The sequence below is a fragment of the Pelagerythrobacter marensis genome (assembly GCF_036700095.1).
Taxonomy (GTDB): domain Bacteria; phylum Pseudomonadota; class Alphaproteobacteria; order Sphingomonadales; family Sphingomonadaceae; genus Pelagerythrobacter; species Pelagerythrobacter marensis_A.
The window spans coordinates 2,207,705-2,228,034 of sequence record NZ_CP144918.1; the positions used below are offsets into that span (position 1 = coordinate 2,207,705).

The 20,330-nt window shown below is 64.4% G+C and carries 14 protein-coding genes; 7 read left to right on the plus strand and 7 right to left on the minus strand.

All coding sequences use genetic code 11. The features are described from left to right. The first annotated feature begins 17 nt into the window (after positions 1–17). The 5 genes from V5F89_RS10425 (at position 18) to V5F89_RS10445 (ending at position 5,157) form a co-directional block, all read left to right on the plus strand. Positions 18–923 carry a LysR family transcriptional regulator gene (locus V5F89_RS10425; protein WP_338445584.1) on the plus strand — a complete coding sequence of 302 codons (906 nt, stop codon included), beginning with the start codon at positions 18–20 and terminating at the stop codon, positions 921–923. 175 nt (positions 924–1,098) lie between these two features. Continuing rightward, the gene (locus tag V5F89_RS10430) at positions 1,099–2,085 is read left to right on the plus strand and encodes a Rieske 2Fe-2S domain-containing protein (RefSeq protein WP_338445585.1); all 987 of its coding nucleotides are present in this window, start codon (positions 1,099–1,101) and stop codon (positions 2,083–2,085) included. A gap of 50 nt (positions 2,086–2,135) precedes the next feature. Then, a complete protein-coding gene (locus V5F89_RS10435; RefSeq protein ID WP_338445586.1) occupies positions 2,136–2,936 on the plus strand; it encodes an acetoacetate decarboxylase family protein in 801 nt (266 codons plus the stop codon). Further along, positions 2,936–3,805, plus strand: coding sequence for an SDR family NAD(P)-dependent oxidoreductase (locus tag V5F89_RS10440; RefSeq protein WP_338445587.1), 870 nt, complete (start codon positions 2,936–2,938; stop codon positions 3,803–3,805). Before V5F89_RS10435 ends, V5F89_RS10440 begins: the two co-directional genes overlap by 1 nt. Further along, positions 3,799–5,157: an MFS transporter gene (locus tag V5F89_RS10445; RefSeq protein WP_338445588.1), complete on the plus strand. Its 1,359-nt coding sequence runs from the start codon at positions 3,799–3,801 to the stop codon at positions 5,155–5,157. The genes V5F89_RS10440 and V5F89_RS10445 overlap by 7 nt, the downstream gene beginning before the upstream one ends. Before the next feature lie 58 nt (positions 5,158–5,215). Here V5F89_RS10445 and V5F89_RS10450 read toward each other — a convergent pair whose 3' ends face one another. Then, positions 5,216–6,727: a CpaF family protein gene (locus tag V5F89_RS10450; protein ID WP_338445589.1), complete on the minus strand. Its 1,512-nt coding sequence runs from the start codon at positions 6,725–6,727 to the stop codon at positions 5,216–5,218. A 101-nt stretch (positions 6,728–6,828) separates the two neighbouring features. Beyond that, on the minus strand, positions 6,829–8,157 hold the full coding sequence (locus V5F89_RS10455) for an O-antigen ligase family protein (RefSeq protein WP_338445590.1): 1,329 nt from the start codon (positions 8,155–8,157) through the stop codon (positions 6,829–6,831). A gap of 312 nt (positions 8,158–8,469) precedes the next feature. Between V5F89_RS10455 and glmS the strand changes: the two genes are divergently transcribed. Continuing rightward, entirely contained in the window at positions 8,470–10,293 is a 1,824-nt protein-coding gene (gene glmS, locus V5F89_RS10460) for a glutamine--fructose-6-phosphate transaminase (isomerizing) (RefSeq protein WP_338445591.1), read from the plus strand. Between the two features lie 153 nt (positions 10,294–10,446). Here glmS and V5F89_RS10465 read toward each other — a convergent pair whose 3' ends face one another. The 5 genes from V5F89_RS10465 to V5F89_RS10485 all read right to left on the minus strand — a co-directional run bounded on the left by V5F89_RS10465 (position 10,447) and on the right by V5F89_RS10485 (position 18,789). Beyond that, a complete protein-coding gene (locus V5F89_RS10465; RefSeq protein WP_338445592.1) occupies positions 10,447–11,724 on the minus strand; it encodes an aminotransferase class V-fold PLP-dependent enzyme in 1,278 nt (425 codons plus the stop codon). A gap of 7 nt (positions 11,725–11,731) precedes the next feature. Further along, on the minus strand, positions 11,732–14,119 hold the full coding sequence (locus V5F89_RS10470; RefSeq protein ID WP_338445593.1) for a TonB-dependent receptor: 2,388 nt from the start codon (positions 14,117–14,119) through the stop codon (positions 11,732–11,734). Positions 14,120–14,252: 133 nt separating this feature from the next. Beyond that, entirely contained in the window at positions 14,253–15,158 is a 906-nt protein-coding gene (locus tag V5F89_RS10475; RefSeq protein WP_338445594.1) for a tyrosine-protein phosphatase, read from the minus strand. 13 nt (positions 15,159–15,171) lie between these two features. Then, on the minus strand, positions 15,172–16,167 hold the full coding sequence (locus tag V5F89_RS10480; RefSeq protein WP_338445595.1) for a 5'/3'-nucleotidase SurE: 996 nt from the start codon (positions 16,165–16,167) through the stop codon (positions 15,172–15,174). A 30-nt stretch (positions 16,168–16,197) separates the two neighbouring features. Continuing rightward, complete coding sequence (locus V5F89_RS10485; protein WP_338445596.1) at positions 16,198–18,789, minus strand: TonB-dependent receptor; 2,592 nt, start codon at positions 18,787–18,789, stop codon at positions 16,198–16,200. Between the two features lie 316 nt (positions 18,790–19,105). On the opposite strand from V5F89_RS10485, the gene V5F89_RS10490 reads away from it, so the two are divergent. Then, a complete protein-coding gene (locus V5F89_RS10490; protein ID WP_338445597.1) occupies positions 19,106–20,149 on the plus strand; it encodes a TetR family transcriptional regulator in 1,044 nt (347 codons plus the stop codon). Positions 20,150–20,330 lie beyond the last annotated feature (181 nt).

A 20,330-nucleotide genomic window follows, 5' to 3' on the forward strand; every position in this document is an offset into this window, starting at 1 on the left:
GCCGCACGGGAGAACGCATGTCCAACTGGCGCGGCATCGAGGAATTTCTGGCGGTCGTACGCCACGGCAGCTTCACCGCTGCCGGCGAGAAGCTCGGTGTCTCCAAGTCCTTCGTCAGCAAGACCGTGCAGGAGCTGGAGCAGCGCCTCGGCGTACAGCTTCTCGTGCGCACCACCCGCCGGCTGTCGCTGACCGGGGCAGGCAAGAGCTTCTATGCCGAATGCTCCGAGCTTCAGGATCGGCTCGAACAGGTGGAGCGCCGGGTCGCGCGCTACAGCTCGGAGCCGGTCGGCCGCTTGCGCGTCGGCCTGAGCGACATCTTCGGCTCCGACTTCATGTCGATGATGCTGGCCGAATTCAGCCGCGAGAACCCGGCGGTCGTGATCGAGGCGATCGCCTACCTCGACGAGAACGAGGTTTCGCAGGAACAGTACGACGTCGTCATCCGCTACGGCAATCTGCCCAGCTCGAGCCTGCGGGCCCGCATGTTCGGCTATCTGTCGTACTGTCTGTGCGCCTCTCCCGATTATGTCGAGCGCAAGGGATGGCCTTCCAAGCCTGCCGACTTGCGGCATCACGACTGCCTGACCGATCTGACCGCCACCATGCGGTTCAATGACGATGTCGAGGTCAAGGTCTCGCCACGCTGGCGCAGCAACAGCGGCCTCTCGCTGCGCAGCGCGGTGCGGCAGGGGATCGGCATAGCGAGCCTCCCGGTCACCATCATGCGACAGGGACTGGCCGACGGGACGGTTCTCGCGCTCGAAGAGGACTGGGCCTACTTCGACCGCGAATGCTGGGTCGTCTATTCGCCCGGAATCATGGCCGCCTCGACCCGCGCCTTCATCGATTTTCTGGTTCGCTACGTGAACCGCGAGAAGGTTCGCCCGTCGCTCGCAGCCAAGCTGGCGGCGCGTTACTGAACCTTTCGTGCGATTGTTCGCTGACATGCACGAAGAGTGCGTGATCGAAGCCTTCCGCACTCCGACCCAGCGGCTATTCTGCCATCGAATGAACAGACAGGCGATCTCGCCCGACGGGTGAGCAGCGCCGGAGAAGAGAGGACAAGCGATCGTGCCCCAGGTGGAACGTTTCCCCATGCCCATCCCGTTCGGCTGGTTCTGCGTGGGCTATTCGTCGGACCTTGCCGAAGGCGAGGTGAAGCCCCTCCACTATTTCGGCCGCGATCTGGTGCTGTTCCGCAACGAGCAGGGCGACGCAGGGCTGCTCGACGCCTACTGCCCGCATCTCGGCGCACACCTCGGCTACGGCGGGCGGGTCGAAGGGGATTCGATCCGCTGCCCGTTCCATGCCTGGCAGTTCCGGCCCGACGGGTTCTGCTCGAAGATTCCCTATGCCAAGGCCTTCCCGCCGCGGGCCAAGCGCGAGCCGTTGGCGCAATCCTATTCGGTAACCGAGAAATCCGGGGTGATCTGGGCCTGGTATCATCCCGATAATGTCGCGCCCGAGTTCGACGTCCTCGACTATCCCGAATTCGTCGATCCGGAATGGGCCGAGCCGACCAGGCGTGAATGGCGCTTCGCGAGCAATCCGCAGGAGATCGCCGAGAACGGGGTCGATGTCGCCCACTTCGCCTATGTCCATTCGATGGATGCGGTGCCGGAAGGCGAGACGACCTACGACGGCGTCCGCCGCCGCTCGGTCGCGCGCGGCCATCGCACGATCCCACTCCCCTCGGGCGAAGTGAAGCAGGTCCCATATTCGGTCGAGACCGTGCAGAACGGGGCTGGGCAGAAGTTCACGCGCCTCAAAGGCCTGGTCGAGCTGAGCCTGCTGGTTCTGGCCACGCCGGTCGAAGCCGACGATGTCGAGCTGCGCTTCTGCTTCACCCATCCCAAAGTCGAGCCCGGATCGATGGAAGAAAAGGCGATCCAGGAAGCGATCGCCAATACCTGCGGCCAGAAGGGCGTCGAAGGCGATATTCCGATCTGGGAGCATAAGATCCATCGCGCGCAGCCTTATCTGTGCGACGGCGATGGTCCGATCCTGCGCTTCCGCCGGTATTTCGAACAGTTCTACGCCGAAGGCCCGGAAGGCGGCAGGCTTGGCATTGCCGCTGAATAGGCGCGACGCCTTCGGTGCATGCAAAAAACGAACGAGAGAGGAGAAGTCTTATGTCCAGGCTCCGCTATGTCGAGGGTCCGAGCGATAACCGCGGGGCCGGAATGCTGCGCAATACCGTGTACGGTATCCGCGCGACTTACGAGACCAACCGCGAAGTGATCGATGCGCTGCTGCCGCGTCCGCTCGAAGCGCTCGAACGGCCGCAAATCTGGCTGCAGATGGTCCACGTCGCGATGCACCGGAGCGAAGACGAGACGATCGAAATCGGCGCGCTCACGATGACAGTGCCCTGCACGCACGACGGCGCTCCGGGCGCCTATTGCTTCCACATGGCGATGGAGGGTGAGAGCGTCGTCACTTCGGGCCGCGAACGCTACGGCGAGCCGAAGAAGATCGCCGAGACCCATTTCGAGCGCGACGGCGACCGCATCCGCGCGACCTGCACGCGCCACGGCATCCCCTATTTCGAGATCGAAGGCACGATCGGCGACAGGATCGACGAGCCGCTCGAGTTCGAGGAGCACATCTTCTGCTACAAGGGCCTGCCCTCGATCAGCACACCGGGCGAGTTCGACGGCGATGTGTTCCTCACCCGCCTCAACTGGCAGCGCAAGTACACCGACCGCCGGGCGATGAACGGCACGATCACGCTGCGCGAATCGCCGTGGGATCCGCTCGCTGACATTCCGGTGCGCAAGCTCGTCGACATGCAGTACGTCGAAGGCGGCACTGCCACCGGCGGCCAGATCCTGCGTACGGTGCCGGGCGAATGGATCGCGCCGCATTGGGTGGGCCGAATGGACGAGCCGCGCAACGCCGGCGTCGAACTCGGGCAGCGAAAGGCGGCCTGATGCGGGATTTCTCAGGCCGCGTTGCGGTCGTTACCGGCGGGGCCAGCGGCGTGGGTAGGTGCATCTGCACGCAGCTTGCGAAGCAGGGCGCTCATGTCGTGATCGTCGATATCGATCCGAGGCGGATCGAGGAGACGCGCAGTGCGATCGAGGGCGTCGGCAGCGGCTGCGTGCTGGGCATGGCATGCGACGTGACACGCGAGGATGACGTGCGCGCGCTGGCGGACAAAGTCTTCGCCGAGTTTCCGACCGTCCACCTGCTGTTCAACAATGCAGGGGTCGGGCTGGGTGAGGCGGCGAAGAAGATGTGGGACATTCCCATGAGCGACTGGCGCTGGGGCATCGACGTCAACGTCCTCGGCGTGGTTCATGGTATTGCCGCCTTCGTGCCGCGAATGCTGACCGCCGGAGAAGAGGGGGTGGTGATCAACACGTCCTCCACCAACGGCGGGCTCCGCTCTTTGCCCAACACGCCGATCTACGCGGCGACAAAGGCCGCGGTGACAAGCATCTCCGAAGTGCTCCACCAGCAGTTGCTGCGCGAAGGCGGCAAGCTGCGGGCCGCGATCCTGTTCCCGGGCCCGCATACGGTGAACACCGGCATTCTGGCCTCGGGTGAGGTCCGCCCTGCGCAATATGTCGACAACGAAGATCAAAAGAAGGTCGCTTATCGTACGATGGACGATCTGCTGAAGACCACGGGCTTGCAGATGAAGCTCACCGAACCCGAGGAGGTGGCTGATTTTGCGCTTGCGGGCGTCAGGTCGGGACGTTTCTGGCTGATCCCGGAAAGTGCCGAAAACGACAGGCTGATTGCGGCGCGGACCGACCAGATTCTGGCGCGCCGGGATCCTCCTTCCGCATGGTAGCCGCGTCACCCGCCATGGCGGCAGAGGAGAGCGTCGCACCGGGCCGCGGTGGCGCCTTCCGCTGGCTGGTCGTCGCGATCCTGTTCGTCGGTTACTGCTTCAGTGCGATCGATGCGCGCGTTCTCACGCTCATGGTCGAGCCGATCCAGGCCGATCTGGGCCTTTCCGACTTCGAAATGGGGCTGCTGCAAGGCTTTGCCTTCTCCATCCTCTATTCGATGGCCGCTCTGCCAATCGGTCGCTATGTCGACCGCGCAAAGCGGCGCTCGATGCTGATCTTCTGGGGCGTGCTTTTCTGGTCGTTGATGACCGCGCTGTGCGGCTTCGCGAGCAGCTTCGTCGGGCTGTTTGTCGCCCGTGTCGGCGTGGGTGTCGGCGAAGCAACACTCAGTCCGACGGCCTATTCGCTGATCAGCGACTATTTCGAGCGAAAGCGGCGGGCGCTGGCGATCAGCTTCTATGCGATCGGCTATCCGATCGGCGGGGGTCTGGCGTTGCTGATTGGTGGCTGGCTGATCACCCACTTCACGGAGCAGGGTGGGCTTGTCCTGCCGTTTCTCGGCGATTTCGAGCCATGGCAGGCCGTGTTCCTGTGCGTTGCCGCTCCCGGCATTCTGGTGGCTGCAGCCATGCTCCTGATCCGCGAGCCGCCACGCCGCGAAATGGCCAAGGAACTCGCTGCGCAGAGCACCTTGCGCGAGGGGTTCGCTTACGTGATGGAGCGCAAGGTCCTGTTCGGCTCGCTGATCGGATCGCTCGGCCTCATCGCACTCCTGGCGATCGGCACGGCTCTGTGGTTCCCGACCTTCCTCATCCGCACTTATGCGATGAGCCCTGGCGAGGTCGGCATCTACTATGGCGGCGTAATGTTGGCTTGCGGAACGGTCGGCACCCTGTTCGGCGGATGGCTCTCCGGCCGGTTGATGCATTCCGGCCGGGCCGATGCCAACATGCGGATCGTCCTGTTCTCGACCCTGCTCAAGGGCTTTCCGCTCGTTCTCGCGCCGCTCATGCCGTCGGCCATGCTCGCTCTCGCCATGATGGCCGTGGGCACCCTGATCGGACAGGCATCGCAAGGCGTCATGCTCGCCGCAATTCAGGACGTAACTCCGAACCAGTTGCGCGGGCAGGTGACAGCGATCGCCCTGCTCGCGGTCAATCTGCTGGGGATGGGTCTTGGCGCCAGCGTTATCGCGGCGATCACGGATTTCGGCTTCGGCGACCAGGGGGCGTTGCGATATTCGATCGCGATCACGGGCGCGATCACCTTGCCCCTGATTCTCGTGATGCTGGTATCGGCCTTGCCGCACTATCGGCGAGCGGTCGAAAGCCTGTCCAGCCAGGACGCCTGAGCCTCGGGAAGGGGCAGGCGCCCCGCCCCGAAGGCGTGCCGGCGAAACCCGGCAATCTCTACAGGCAGGCTTCGAGATAGGCTTGGTCGAAGCCGAACTGGCGGGCCTTTTCCAGGGTGTAGGGGCGCAGGCCCGAGCTGCGGAATTCGCCGAGGATCTTGCCTTCCTCGGTTTCGTCCAGATACTCGAACTTGAACAGTTCCTGCGTGACGATCACGTCGCCTTCCATCCCGATGACCTCGGTGATGTTGGTCGTTCGGCGCGAACCGTCGCGCAGGCGCTTTACCTGCACGATCAGGTCCACCGATTCCGCGATCTGCCGGCTGATGGCTTCCTTCGGGATCTTGATGTCGCCCATCATGATCATGTTTTCCATACGCCCCAGGCATTCGCGCGGACTGTTGGCGTGCAGCGTACACATCGATCCGTCGTGCCCGGTGTTCATCGCGGCGAGCAGATCGAAACATTCTGCGCCGCGAATTTCGCCCAGAATGATCCGGTCGGGGCGCATGCGCAGCGCGTTCTTGACCAGGTCGCCGATGGTGATCGCGCCCTGACCCTCCAGGTTCGGCGGCCGGGTTTCGAGCGGCAGCCAGTGCGGTTGCTGCAGACGCAGTTCGGCCGCATCCTCGATCGTCAGCACGCGCTCGCCCGGGTCGATCATCTTCGACAGGGCATTGAGCATGGTCGTCTTGCCCGAGCCGGTACCGCCCGAGATGACGACATTCATCCGGCAGGCGCCCGCGATTTTCAGCGCGGTGCACATCTTGTCCGACATCGAGCCGAATTCCCTGAGCATGTCGAGGGTGATCGGTTTTTCGGAGAATTTGCGGATCGAGATCGCGGTGCCGCGCAGGCTGAGGGGCGGCACGATCACGTTCACGCGCGAACCGTCCTTCAGACGTGCGTCGGCCAGGGGAGTGGTCTGGTCGACCCGGCGGCCGACCTGGTTCACGATTCGCTGCGCGATCTGGAACAGGTGCTGTTCGTCGCGGAACTTGATCGGGGCGACGACCAGCTTGCCCTTCTTTTCGATATAGGTCTGGTCAGGGCCATTGACCATGATATCCGAAACATCGGGGTCGTTGAGCAGCTCTTCCAGCGGGCCGAAGCCGAGCAGCTCGTCGATCAGCACCTTTTCCAGCGCGAACTGCTCGCGGCGATTGAGCGTGACCTTGAGCTCGGCCAGCACTTCCATGATGATGGGGCGGAACTCTTCGGAGAGCTCGTCCTTGGTCAGGGTCGCCGCCGCTTCCGGGTCGACCCGTTCCAGCAGGCGTGGCAGCACCTGTTCCTTGATCTTGTGAACGCTGGCTTCGAACCCGCCGACTTCGGCCTGCTCGTGGATCGCATTGGCGCGATCCGCCAGGCGCGTCATCGCATCGGCCCTGTTCGGCGCGGACGGTTCGCCGGGGGGCGCAGTATCGTCGCTGGGGAGGGGTGGGAACTGGCCGTCGTTCGGTGTGGATCGCGCAGTCTCGCCGCCCTTCATCGGACGGGCAACGCCGAACGACGGGCGGCCGCCGGGTGTCATCCCGCCGGGTCCGTTCTTCCTCCCGAATGCGCTCATTCCATGACCCCTTGATCTTATCAACTTCCAGCGAACCCTCGGCGCATGCAGACGACGGGCCCTGCCAACGTGGTGAATAATTCGGAAAGCTAACTATTTTGCTAAGGCTGCCGCCGATCGCGTCGAGCCGGTTCCGTTTTGCGGGTCATTCCGTCCCGGGGCGGGGCGCTGGCATTCAGCACGGCCAGGCACAGCACGGCGATCATAACCGGATAGGCGTGATAGAGCGCCCCTTCGAACATCGCGATTGCCAGGAGACCGGCGAGCGTGCCGAACGCGGCGAAATCCGTCCCGCTGGCGTGCCCGGTGAGCCGCCGGAGCCGCAGGCCCCCTGCAGACAGCATCAGCGCAAGGCCGGCGGTGCCCACGATGCCCCACTGGTAGAGAAACTGGAGAACGGCATTGTGCGGGTGGTTGAGGCCGCCCCCGGCCGCTGCGATCTGCGACCGGAACTGGCCTTCGCCATGGCCGAACAGCGGCCGGTCGACGATGGCGGCCCAAGTCTCGCGCCAGATCGCTGTCCGGCCCGAAGAGTACTGGTCGATGCTGTCGCCCGAGAGTCCGCGGCTTATGATCCGGTCGAAGCCCCATGCTTCGTGCGGGACAAGCAGGTACGACGCCGGAATGGCCACGGCCAGGGCCGCCGCCGCCAGCCCGGCCAGCCTGAAACGAGCATTGGCCGGCGTCAGAACGCCGACGACAAGCACGCTCGCCAGAGCCGCGGCAAACGCGACCCGGCTTCCGCTCACGATCGCCAGCCAGAAGCCGAAGGCACCGCCGGCCGCGCCGCACAGCGCAGGCCAGCTGCGCATCGTGGCGGACAGGCCGAACGCCATGGCGACAAGCGCGACGCCATAGAAGCCCAGCTGCCGGATATTGGTGATACCGACCCCCACGCCGATCCAGTTGAAACCGGGGTTGCCCAATTCGTTCGCCACGATTGCAATGAAGACTACGCCATAGAGGATCGTCCCCGCGCCCGCGGAGTAGAGGAACCATCTTCGGTGCCGCGCCCATGCCGTTTCGAACATCGCCCACAGCGCCAGGCCGAAGACGGCATGAATTGCGGTCGTCAGCATCAGCGGCAAGGCCAATGCCCTGTCGGCGGCGAAGACGAGATCGGCCAGGGCCACGGCGACAAGCCAGACCGCTACCCCCACGCGGGTCGCCGGCGCGAGACGGGCGATCGCTGCGCGCAGATCGAACCCTGCGGCAATGGCCAGAGCCACGATGGCAAGCTCGGCCGCGACGATCGGAGTGGCATAGAACAGGATCGCCGGATGGCTGGTCAGCGCCAGCCATCCGGCCAGAGCGAAAACGGGCGCGGCGAGCCCGAGCACGACCAGCGCGCCGACCAACGGCCATTTGGCGGCGGACGCAGGCGTCGTTGCGGCAGGGGCGGGGCAGTCGGCCGCCAGAACCAAGGACATCGAACCCCTTCCGGATCGTGAGCGATTGGCAGCCTGCCTAGGGCGCAAATTTTAACTTGCAGTAAACCATGCCCGTGGACCCCCGCCCCACCAGGTGCCGACGGACGGTATCGCCTGGTGCCATTGCCGGTTTCGCCCGCATTCGCTGGTTATGCGATCATCGGGGCGGGGCTGTTGTTCTGGTGGCGCACTCCACCCGATCGCATTGGACAGCCGGTCCAAGCCGATTGACGCGGGCGGATTTTCCCGCGAGCAGGCTTCCGACCGAAGCGGGCGTTCGGCCCGGATGTTAAGGACCGAGGTAGGCAGTTCATGTGTGGAATTATCGGCATCGCCGGGAAGGAAGAAGTTGCGGACCGCCTGGTCGACGGCCTCAGGCGGATGGAATATCGTGGTTACGACAGCGCGGGCATCTGCACCGTGCGCAACGGCGAACTGGTTCGCCGCCGGGCGGAAGGGAAGCTTGCCAACCTCCTTGCCGAACTGGCCGACAACCCCGCGCCCGGCACGATCGGCATTGCCCATACCCGCTGGGCGACCCACGGAGCGCCGACGGCCAACAATGCACACCCCCACGCGACGCAGCAGGTGGCGCTGGTCCACAACGGGATCATCGAAAACTTTCGATCCTTGCGCGACGAACTCGTTGCGCGGGGGCGGGTGCTCGAAAGCGAAACCGATAGCGAGGTCGTTGCGCACCTGGTTTCGGAAAAGATCGAAGACGGTGCCTCGCCCGAAGACGCGGTCAAGGCCGTCCTGCCGAGGCTTCGGGGCGCCTTTGCGCTTGCCATCGCGTTTCGCGACTATCCCGATCTGCTGATCGGCGCGCGCCTCGGTTCCCCTCTGGTGGTCGGTTATGGGGACGGTGAGACCTATCTCGGTTCCGATGCGCTGGCGCTGGCACCGCTGACCCAGAAGATCGCCTATCTCGAAGAAGGCGACTGGGCCGTCGTCCGGCGCGAAGGCGCGCAGATATACGATGCCCAGAACAATCCGGTCGAGCGCGAGATCACCACTTCGGGGGCCACGGCCGCCGCGGCGGAAAAGGGCAACTATCGGCACTTCATGCAGAAGGAGATCTTCGAGCAGCCGACCGTCGTTGCGCAGACCCTTCGCAGCTATGTCCACCAGGCGAACAATTCGGTCGCCCTGCCGCAGATCGATTTCGACCTGTCGGCGGTAAAGCGGATCACGATCGTCGCCTGCGGCACGTCGTTCTATGCCGCGATGGTCGCGAAATACTGGTTCGAAACCTTTGCCCGCGTCCCGGTCGATATCGATGTCGCAAGCGAGTTTCGCTATCGCGAGCCGGTTCTGGAAGAAGGCGGTTTGGCGCTGTTCATCTCGCAGAGCGGGGAAACGGCCGATACGCTGGCGGCGCTGCGCCATTGCAAGGCCGCCGGGCAGACGATCGGGGTGGTGGTCAACGTGCCGACCAGTTCGATGGCGCGTGAGGCCGACCTGCTGCTGCCGACCCATGCGGGGCCGGAAATCGGGGTGGCGAGCACCAAGGCCTTTACCTGCCAGTTGGCCGTTCTGGCCGCGCTGGCCGCGCATCTGGCGGTAAAGAGGGGTCGGATGAGCCGCAAGGAAGAGCAGGAGGTCGTGCGCCATCTGCTCGAAGCGCCGGCGGCACTCAACGCCGCGCTCGATCACGACGACGACATTGCCGCGATGGCGCATCTGATCGCGCCTGCCCGCGACGTTCTCTATCTCGGGCGCGGCCCCGACTATCCGCTCGCGCTGGAAGGCGCGTTGAAGCTGAAGGAAATCAGCTACATTCATGCCGAGGGTTACGCCTCGGGCGAGATGAAGCACGGGCCGATCGCGCTGATCGACGAAGCCGTTCCGGTGATCGTGCTCGCCCCCTCTGGGCCGCTGTTCGAAAAGACCGTCTCCAATATGCAGGAAGTGCGTGCGCGCGGCGGCCAGATCGTGCTGATCTCGGATGCGGCGGGGCTGGAGGAAGCCGGCGAGGGGTGCCTCGCCACGATCGAGATGCCGAAGGTGCATCCACTGATCGCGCCGCTCGTCTATGCCGTTCCCGTCCAGCTGCTGGCCTATCATACGGCCTGCGTGAAAGGCACCGACGTCGATCAGCCGCGCAATCTGGCCAAATCGGTGACCGTGGAGTGATCCGCAGGCCACCGGCTGCCGTCATCGTCTGCTCCAAAGCGCCGTTCGCGGTGCAGAAGGTGCGCGTGCCCACGCGCTTTTCCGCCGCGAAGCCGGGCGGCGATGTATCCGCGAGTCTTTCCGCCGTCTCGACCGACTGACGCCAGGGGAACGTCAGGCAATCGTGTTCAGCGCAGCGGCCAGCGTGCGAACATCGTCCATGGAATTGAACAACGCCGGCGTGACCCGGACACAAGCGCCGCTCGCCAGCCCGGTCCTGTGAACCGTGAAAATGCCGAACTCGGACAGCAGCCGGGCTGCCAGTGCAACATTGTCCTCGACGGAAGCCTTTCCGGCCAGCCGGAAAGACGTGATGCCCCCGTGCATCCGGTCATCGTCCGGCGTGAGCACCTGGATCCGCGGGTTCTCCCGCACTTTCTCGACCCATCCGTCGCGTAGTGCGCGCAGCCTGGCTTGCCGCAGCCGGCTGCCGATCCGTTCCTGGAAAGAGAGCGCTTCGGGCACGGTCAACAGGGCGGCGAAATCGACCGTGCCGGTATGCACCCGGGACGCGATGGTGCCGGAATCCTTGTTCTCGTCAGCAATGTCGGGATCGATCGCCGACACCCGGCCCCTGCGGATATATGCTGCGCCGACGCCCAGCGGCGCGCCGATCCATTTGTGCAGGTTCAGCCCCACGAAGTCCGCTTCCAGGTCGGGAATCGTGAAGTCCACCTGGCCCAGGCTATGGGCCGCATCGACGATGACATCCACACCGCGCGTGCGGGCAATCGTCGCAATCTCCCGCACCGGGATCATCAGCCCGCTTCGATGGCTGATATGGGTGAGCAGAACGAGCCGGATCTCGGGATGCCGATCCAGTGCCTCGGAATAGGCGGCAATCACATTGTCGTGCGTCGCGGGTTCCGGCAGGGCGATCTTGATCGTATGCGCGCCGCGCCGCTCCATCGCGGCGACTAGGCTCGCCTGGATGCTGCCATAGTCGAGATCGGCGTAGAGCGCGGCCTCGCCCGGGCGAATGCGGTTATAGCCCCCGATCAGGGCTTTCAGCGCTTCGGTCGCGTTGCGGGTGAAGACGATCTCCTCGGCATCGACGTTGAGGAAGCGGGCGGTGCGGTCGCGCACGGCGGCGAGATCGCCGCCCATGCCGCGCCGCGCGTAGAAGCTGTTCTCCCGATTGACTCGCTCCACCAGGCGTCGATACGCGGCGAGCACCGGGCGCGGCATGATGCCCCAGTTCCCATTCTCCAGCTGCACGACATCGTCGGTGACGTCGTATTGTGCCGCCACACCCGCCCAGTAGGCTTCGTCGTGCGCGAGCGAGAGATCGGCGGCTGCGGCAGACCCTGCGGAGACGCGGTTCGGGGCGGCGGCCAGAATGGCACTGGCCGCCGCCCCCTGCATCCATTTCCTGCGGTCGATCGAGGTCATGGCCGGGTCAGAAATCCACGCCTAGGCGGACGTAGTAGAGGCCCCCGTCCGTGTCGTAGGGAGCGTTGCGGGAATAGATCAGGCCGCGGCTGGCCTGGAAGGTCGCTTCGTCGGGATAGGCGTCGAAGATATTCTCCGCGCCGACCGTCAGGTTGATGGCATCGGTGATGTTGTAGGTCAGCGATGCGTCGAACAGCATGATCGAGCCGAACCGCTGGAAGATCTGCCCACCGGAATTGTCGCTGTTGTCGGTCCATGGGCCGTAGTAGCGGCCATGCAGGCGCAGCTTGATCGCGTCCAGTTCGTAAGCGATCGTGCCCGTGGCATTGTGCTTCGGCAGGCGCTCCTCGAAAATGCGGCGCTGGTCCTCGTCCCCGATGGTGGCGCTGGTTCCGTTGGTCACGGTCGTATCGTTGTAGTTGTAGGCAAGCCGGGTTTCGATCCTGCCGGGACCGAGCAGGCCCGCATAGGCGATCACGGCATCGATGCCGCGCGTGCGCGTATCGAAGTCGTTGGTGTAGTAGTTCACTCTGGTGAAGTGCAGCGGATTTGGGACGTGGTCGGGAACGGCGAAAGACCGCGACTGGCCGAAACGCCCATCCAGGTCGATCTGATAGGCGTCGAGACTGGCGGTGATCCCCGTTGGCGAACGGAAGACGATGCCTGCGGTGAGGTTCTCCGACTCCTCCGGCTCGAGCGGCTCTGCGCCCAGCGCGATGGCGATCGGATCCGAGGGAGAAAGGCGTCCGGCGGTGAAGACCTGAAGCGTATTGGTGTCGAGCCCCTGGCTGGTGCGCGACGTGTTGAGCTGGCCCGGAGTAGGGGCCCGGAACCCTGTCGAGTAAGTCGCCCGGACAGCCAGTCCGTCGATCGGCTCGACGCGGCCGGACAGCTTGTAATTGAAGGTATCGCCGAATTCCGAATAGTCTTCGTAACGCGCCGCCGCGCCCAGCGTGAGCATTTCTGCAAGCCGCCATTCGAGATCGACGTAAGCGGCATAGCTGGTCTGGCCGAATTCGCCCGATTGGCTGGGGCTGAAGCCGGGGAAACCGTTGGAGTTGGGCGAAAGCCCTTCCGCAGCTCCCGCGCCTATGGCGTAGGATTCGGGATCGCCCGGCGAAACCTCGTAAGTTTCCTCGCGCCGTTCGGCCCCGAATGCCAGGTTGAGCGGTTCGAACCCGCCAAGCTCGAGCTGGTAGACGAAGTCCAGGTTGAGGTTGAATTCGCGTTGCTCCAGGCGCCCCAGATAGAAGCTGGTCGGGCTGTCGGGTCCGAGCGATGCATTGAGCGATTCATCCAGCGTATAGTCGATGCGGCTGCGGCCCGCCGAAGCGCTGAGATCGTAGGTCAGGCTGTCGTTCGCCAGGGCACCGCGAAGACCTGCGGCGCCCTGGAGGTCGCTGAACTCGGTCCCGAAGCGCGGCGTGAAACCGGCCGGATAGATGCTGGTGAAATTGAAGCCGGGAAATGCGTCCGTGTCGCGGAACACGCTGGAGGTGGTCGCCGGATTCCGCCAGTTGAAGTCGGTAAGGCCGTCTCCGTCCGCGATCATGCCGAAGGCGTAAAGCTCGCCGGCGTCGAACAGCTCGTATTGCAGATTGGCAGCGCCGCGCAGTGTCTGCGTCTCGGGCTGGCCCCAGCGCTGGACCGGGTTCGGGATATCGAGATCGGGGCGCGCTTCCTGCAATGCGATGGCATCGGCTCGCTGGCGGGTTCGCGATGTCGCCGCGCCGTCGGAAAACTCGCCCGTGACGACCAGCGAGCCGCGATCGGCCAGCGCGATGCCGCCTTGCAATCCGGCCTGATAGGTCTCGCCATCGCCTTCGTAATACTCGGAATATTGGCCGAAGCCCCTGATTCCCGGACGATCGTCCAGAATGATGTTGATCACGCCGGCGATCGCGTCGGATCCGTATTGCGCCGACGCACCGTCGCGCAGCACTTCCACGCGGCCGATGGACAGTCCGGCGATGGTGTTCAGATCGGGAGCCTGCGAGCCGCGCGATCCCAGCAGGGCGGAACGGTGATATCGCTTGCCGTTGATAAGAACGAGGGTCTGGTCGGGGGACAGGCCGCGCAAGCTCGCCGGCCGGACGAACGCCAGGCCGTCCGCGGCCGGCAGCCGCTGCACGTTGAACGAGGGAAGCTGCCGCGCGAGGACGGAGGACAAGTCCGATGAAACGACGGAATCGATCGCCTCGTCGGCCAGCACATCGACCGGGGCGGCAGTGTCGAACGCCGTTCGCCCTATATCGCGCGTGCCGGTAACCACGATGGTCGCGCCGGTACCGCGGTCGGCGGCCTTGTTCGCGCTGTCTCCGTCCTGCGCGTAAGATTGTGTGGCTATCGCAAATTGCATGGCGCCGAGCGCGCAGCCGAGGAATGCTTTGTTCACTTGTTGCCCCTGTTCACTGAAGGATGCGGGGGCCTCTATGGTCGGCGAAGGTCAGCTTGATGACGGGGCGACTGCAGAGATGTTGCAGTGCGGCATTTCCCCTTCGAAGCGGGCGGATCGGCGGCCGGCAGGATCACGATGCAGTCGTCAGATGCGCGACGATTTTCGCTTTCATCTGCCCGGTCACGCCGAGTTCCTGCTCGATGAAATCATCCACCGACCCATACCGTTCTTCCAGCGCTGCAAAGGCGCTTTCGATATAGGCGGGATCGGACGCGACCAGCGGTTCGACCGTTTCCCACGGAAGCTGCGCCAAGGCTGCGTAACTCGGATTGGCAGCGGCGCTTTCCTCCAATTCGGCCCGATAATCGACGATATCGTCGGACAGGGCGTAGTCGGCGACGACCGTCTCGCGCGGGACGCCCAGCAGCGTGAGCAACAAGGCCGCACCCATGCCTGCACGGTCCTTGCCGGCGGAACAGTTGAACGCGAGCGGCGTGCGCCCCTCGGCAAGATAGCGGAACATCTGCCGATAGCTTTCCACATGCTGCCCGGGAAGCTCCCGGTAGAAGCCGATCATCGCGGCGCGGGATTTCTCGGGCCCCGCATCATCGCCGCCCAGCGCCGACATCAGGTCGCCGGCATCCATCGCGTAGTCGCGAGTCCAGTACTCGATTTCGCTGTTGGCGGCGGCGAAGCGGTTGGGTTCGCTTTGGCGCTCCTCGTTCGTGCGGAAGTCGCACACCGTGCGGATGCCGCGGCGTTTCAATTCCTCGAAGTCGGCTTCGGTAAGGTCGGCCGGCGAACCCGACCGGTAGACCGTCTCCCACTTCGTCACCCTGCCGTCCCCGGTCATGTAGCCGCCAAGGTCGCGAAAATTCACACCGCCTTCGAGATCGAGCACCCGGCGTTCGTCGGCGAGCGCGATTTCATTGGCTGCCACAGGCGACAGGGCCTCCTCCTGGGCGGCGGGAGCGGCCGCCTCCTGGCAGGCAGGCAGCAGAAACAGGGCGGCGAAAGGCAAAGCGAACCGGTGCATTGTCACGGGCCTCCTATTCGGCGGAAGAAGAAAAAAGCTCGGAAAGCTGCCAGCGCACGAAAGCCTTGCCGGCCGTGCCGAGGCCGTAGCCCGCCTGCATCGGGCTGATCGCGATATGCTGCCGATAGACGATGCTTTCGTCGTCTTGCTGGTCGGGCAGGGGCTGTTCCCGATTGAAGTCGAACGTCATGCCGGGCAGGGGCGGGATCTCCATGCCGCGCGCCTGGGCCATGGCCTGCATCGTGGGGGAGGCATTTTCGGCCATGTTCGCGGTGAAACCGACTTTATAGGCGTTGTAGCTGCCGATTTCGGACAGGCGCCACTCGGCCCCTGTCAACCGGTCGGGGAAGTTCACATTGAGCGCGAGACCCCGCGGCAGAATGGGTGCGCTTGCGTCGGTCCCGTTCGTGAGCGCCTCCACAAGCTCCACCGCCCGGCGCGCCACTTCGTCAGAAAGCGGGTTGTCGAGCGTTTCGCTTTCGGTGTTGGAGCCAGCACTCAGCGCAACGGCGGGCAAGCCGCGCACGGCGGCGACTTGCGCGGCGCTGACAGTGCCCGAACTGAGAATGATGGCACCGACATTCTGCCCCTCGTTCGGGCCGGATAGCACCAGGTCGGGAGCGCCGTTCCAGCGTTCCGTTCCCGCGACATCGAGGCCGTACAGCAGCGCCATCACCGGGGTACCGTTGACATAGAAGAAGTCGCCGGCGTCCAGCCCTTCCCGGGTCATCGGGCCGGCCCCGGGGTCGCCGGGCTGCGCAGCGTCGTTAAGACATGCTTCGGCAAGTGGTGTGAGAGGCTGCCCGATGCCCAGCGCGGCGCCCATTCCGCTCTGGTTCGTGCAGGGAACCGACACCACGACGTCGTGACCGGCCTCGGTCAGCGCTTCGTAGAGCGCGACGAGATTGCTGGTCAGTCCGTCGTCGTTGGTGACGAGGATGTTTTTGGCCTGAGCCGCAGAGGGCACAAGCATGGCCGTGCCAACGAGGAAAGAAAGCGCAAGACGCATAGCTGGTCTCCCAAACTGCCGAAATCGTTGTCAAAAATCGAAACGAATGCCGAACAGATAGCGCGATCCGATCTGCTCGACTTCGGATGGCGTCGCCGGTGTTCCCTCGTAAGCCACGTATGTTTCGTTGGTGAGGTTGGCGAGATCGGCGAAGAGCGTGAAATTGTCGGTCAGCGAATATCGGAGCGTGATATCGAGATTTTCGTAACCGTCGCGGTATTCGCCGGCACCGAGACCGCCGAGCGTATCGAGATACTCGGACCGCCACTGATACGATACGCGCGCGGAGAGGCCGGAATGCTCGTAGAACACCGATGCGTTGAGCACCGTGTCCGACAATCCCTGGAACGCCGTTTGCTCTATCGTGCCGTCGGGCAGCAGAGCGTCGAATTCGCCGCCCAGCAGCGTCAGGTTGCCCTGAACGCCGAAGCCGGAGAGCAGCCCGGGCAGGAAGTCCAGCTGGTGCTCGATATTGAATTCGACACCGTAGAGTTTCCCGTTGTCGCCGTTGAAGGTCGAGCCGAGCATATAGCCGGACCGGTCGATGCCACCGGTGTTGTAGATGTCAGAGCCAACGACCTGCTGGCTTTGATAGAGCACGTTGTCGACCCAGCGATAGAAGCCGGAAACCGAAGCGATGCCGTTGCTCGGGAAGTAGTATTCGAGACTGCCGTCGACCCCCCAGGTATATTCGGGCAGCAGTTGCGGGTTTCCGCCGCTGATCGTCTCGCCGGTATCGCTGATCGAAGCGCCCACGCGGATGGCGGCATAGGCCGGACGCGACACGCCGCGCTGGCCGGAAAGACGGAAGACGAGATTGTCGGTCACGTCGAAACGGGCGTTCACGCTCGGGAAAATGTCGAAGTGATCCTCAGTCACCGAAAGCGGGGTCGCCGTGCGATCGATCAGCGCCGTCCCGCGGTTCTCGATCTCGTAGTTCTCGACGCGGACGCCGGCCGTTACGAACAGGCGATCGAGATCGAACTGACCCATCGCATAACCTGCCAGGATCGTTTCCTTCTGATCGTAAAGGGCGCTCGGGGGAATGAAGTCGGCAGCGTCGATCCCGGCTTCGTCCAGCGCGATCTGCAGAGCGTCGTTGAGCGCGACGTTGTCCATGTAATCGAACGTGATGCCGAGCGGGAAGCGCGTGTCCCAGGGACGGTTCGTCAGATACTGCGTGAAATCGAATCCCAGGGGGCCGAGCGGAACGACGCCGCCAACACCGAGATTGTTGCCCTCGATCTCGCGGATGGAGACGAGGCCGCCGGCCTTGAGCGTCACATTGCCGAACTCGCGCCAGCCATCCACCTTGCCGGTCCAGGCGTCGGAGACCGTTTCCTGGACCAGCGGGAGCAGGATCGATCTCGGCCAGTCGAAGGCGGTTTGATCGAGCCCGGCCAGTTGGTCGCCGCGCGACAGGTTGCCGTTCCCGTCGTCCACCGTTTCGTACAGCGTGACGAGGGGGAAACGCGGGTCTCCGCTGCGGTCGTAGATCACCGAGGGCGAAGCCGTACCGCTGGTCGAACCCTGCACCAGCGGAAGATCGGTGGAATTCTCGGTCCTGGTATAGCCGAAAGCGCCGTCGAGGCCCCAGCCATCCATGCTTTCGTATTCGAAGCCCGCGCTGCCGATATAATTCTGGTTCTCGTACAACCCGTTGTTGAAGGCGGCGGTGACCGGCACACCGACCAGTTCGCCGCTGGTCATCCCGCGCGTGCCCGATTCGGCGTCGGCCAGTTCGATCTGATAGGCGTTGCGATGCTCCTTGTCGGTGAACTCGGTGTAGATCCCGCGCACGTAAAGCTTCAGCCCGTCGGTCGGCATCGCTTCGACCACGGCGAAGAGGCCATTGTTGGAACGTTCCAGCTCGTAGTTGCGGATATCGATATCGGTCGGGCCGAATTCGTCGTAGCCTGCTTCGCGATTGTCGGTCACCTGGTCGCGCAGATAGTGCGAGGCGCCGACAGCGGCGCCGATCGTGTCGTTCGACCAGCTCACACGTAGCGAACCCTGGCGCTGCTGCCCGTCGCCGAGATCCATGAAGCCGTAGCCAAGATCGCCGCTGATGCTGAGGCCGCGGTCCGACAGCGGCGAATAAGTGCGCAGGTCGACATTCGCGGTAATCGCCTCGGCCGTGATGTCCGGCGTCAGCGACTTGTTCACCACCAGTTGTTGCAACAGCACCGCGGGCACCGCGTCGAAGCGATAGGAGCGGCTGTCGCCGCCTTCGTCGACGCCCGTCTGCGGGATGCCGTCGATGCTGACCGAGGTCCAGCGATTGGGTGCGCCGCGGACCTGGATATAGCGCGCCTGGCCCTGGTCGCGCTGCACCGCGACACCGGGCAGGCGTGCGAGCGCCGCGGCCGTGTTCTCGTCCGGGAACCGCCCGACCGAATCGGCCGATGCGACGTCGACGAGATTGTCCGCCCGGCGCTTGGTGGCGATCGCCGCTTCCTGCGATTCGCGGATCGACCCGGTGACGACGATTACCTCGCCATCGTCTTCTGCCGGTTCGGGCGGATAGGCGGCCTGCGCCGAGGCGCTCGCAGCCGACAAGGCCGTTGCCAGAACGGTCCCGCAGAGCAAGGCACGACGATAGGAAGCAGCGGTGATAGACATGTCCAGAGCCCTCATGTTTATGTGTCGAGCGGGCCAGTGGGACGTTCGTATGTATCTTTCGTGACGGGGCGGACGTATATTCGTTCGACGGGCACGATGCCGGTCCCAAGCCGGGAAAGAGCGATAATTGAGTCACGGAATGGACACGGAAAATTCACTGAAACGTAGCAATTCCGCAGCTCAGAGCACGTCCGATCGGCTGTTGCGTGGTGTTCTGGCGCTTTGGGCAGAGGCTCCGGGGGGCGAGATTTCGGTCCGCGCGATCGCGGATCGCGCCGGTACGGCAGTCTCTGCAATCGATTACCATTTTGGCGGATTGGAACGATTGTATGAAGCGGCACAAGCACTTGCCCTGGCCGAGGCGCGGCGGTGGATGGACGGGCGCCTGGCGCAGTTGGCTCCATTGTCCGGGCGATCATTGAGCCTGGCGACTCGCAGCGGAATCATCGCGGCCGTCATCGACGACTGGATTTGCGACAACTGGGCGTTGGCCCTGGCCTGCGGCGAAGCCTGCGCCGCCGCCCGCGCCGGCCGCCTTTCGGCCGCGCATGCGCAGTGGACCGATCTCTGGCAGCGCTTCTGGGCTTCGGCGGCCGGCCATCTCGCAATGGACGGAGCAGCCGACACGCTCGCCCTGTTCTTCGACGGGGAAAGCTCGCAGCATGTGCTGCGCTGGAACAGGGCGCTCGACAGGGCGCTGCTGGACGAGACGGCGACGGCCCTGCTGTCGTTCCTCGAAGAAGGGGAAATGCACCCCTCTCCGGTGCGCGAAGCCTATGCCGGGCGGGCGGAAGGGGAATATGCCGACCGCTCCGACGGGGCGGAAGTGCCCGCCGACGGGCTCGATGAAGCGGCGGTGGAGATTCTCTCCACGCAAGGCCTTTCCGCACTCACCTTTCGCGCGGTGGCTCGCCGGGCGGGGACGACGCTGGGCAGCGCGGCCTATCATTTCGGTTCGAAGGCCCGAATGATGCGGCGCGCGTTCGACCACCTCTACCGAAGCTCCGCAGAGCAGCCGGTTCTCGCAGGACAGGCTTCGCCGGCCGAACTGCTCCAGGTGACGGTCGGCGCGCTGGTGGACGAACGCCAGCCGGTTCTGAGGGCGTTCGACGAGATCATCCTCTACATATGCCGGGGCGACGAACATGCGCCCCTGCGTGGCGTGATCCGGGGATATCGCGATCCCGCCGCGACGAGGGTTCTCGAAAGCCTGCTCGGCCGGCCGGGCCAGGTGCCGCCTGCGCTGGCCGCGGCATTCTCCTCGATTTGCCGGGGGCTCGATCATTCGAGCATCGCGATCGGCTCGGTCGCGATGCGGGAGACCGGGATGGCAGTGCTCGCGCAGTTCAGAGGCGAATGACAGGCGCCTTGCGCCGGACGCCCTCCGCCGTCCGCAACGCCGAGCGGTCCGGCTTTACGCCATCCTAACCGTTTTACCCGGTCCTAACCATTGGTCGCTATCGGGAGCGGGTGACTGACAGAAACCGGGAAGATCGGGTCGATCCCTTCAAGTTGTCCGTGGCTTCCGTCCTGGGCCTGCG